The sequence below is a fragment of the Endothiovibrio diazotrophicus genome, from assembly GCF_054657215.1.
Window position 1 is genome coordinate 1 of record NZ_BAAHXB010000287.1, and the last position, 822, is coordinate 822.

1 protein-coding gene is annotated in these 822 nt (G+C 61.4%); it reads left to right on the forward strand.

Going from position 1 to position 822, the window contains the following annotated elements:
• Nucleotides 1-822 (forward strand): transposase (locus tag ACYQ2W_RS26465; protein ID WP_459874097.1); only part of this gene is annotated, 822 nt, incomplete at both ends.

Sequence of the window (822 nt, forward strand, 5' to 3'; positions counted from 1 at the left end):
CGCGGAGCGTGAACGGGTCATCGATGATCACCAACAGATCATCGCCCACGATCAGCGCCGGATCACCGAGCAAGCGAAGCGGATCAAGTTACTGGAAGAGCAGTTGCGCTTGGCCAACCAGAGGCGCTTTGGGGCGAGTAGCGAGAAGCTGGCGTTTCAGAACGGGTTGTTCGACGAAGCGGAACTGGAGGCGTGCCTTGGCGAGGTGGACGAGCAGTTGGCCGAGGTCGATACGCCCGCCGCAGCACCACCCCCACGCAAGAAGAAGCGCGCCGGCTTCTCCGATAAATTGCCGCGGGTTCGTATCGAACTGCCGCTGAGCGAGGAAGAGAAGGCCGGGGCCAGCCGCACCTTTTTCACCAAGGTGAAGGAAGAGCTGGATATCGTCCCCGCCCGAGCGCAGGTGCTCGAATACTGGCAGGAGAAGGCGGTGTTCGAGACGGCGGAGGGCGAGTCCTCGATCAAGACGGCACCCCGGCCGGTCCATCCGCTGGGCAAGTGCATCGCCAGCGTGCAGTTGCTGGCCTACATCCTGGTCGCCAAATACGCCGATGCGCTACCCCTTTACCGGCTGGCGGGAATTATCCAGCGCTATGGCGGCGAAGTCAGCCGCACCACCCTGGCGAACTGGGTCATTCGCCTGGATGGGGTGTTCATGCCACTGATCAATTTGCTGCGTGAACACCAATTGAGCGGTGATTATTTGCAGGCGGACGAAACCCGCATCCAGGTACTCAAGGAGGACGGCCGGGTCGCCACTTCCGATAAATGGATGTGGGTTGTGCGAGGAGGCCCACCGGATCAACCGGCGGTGCTATTCCA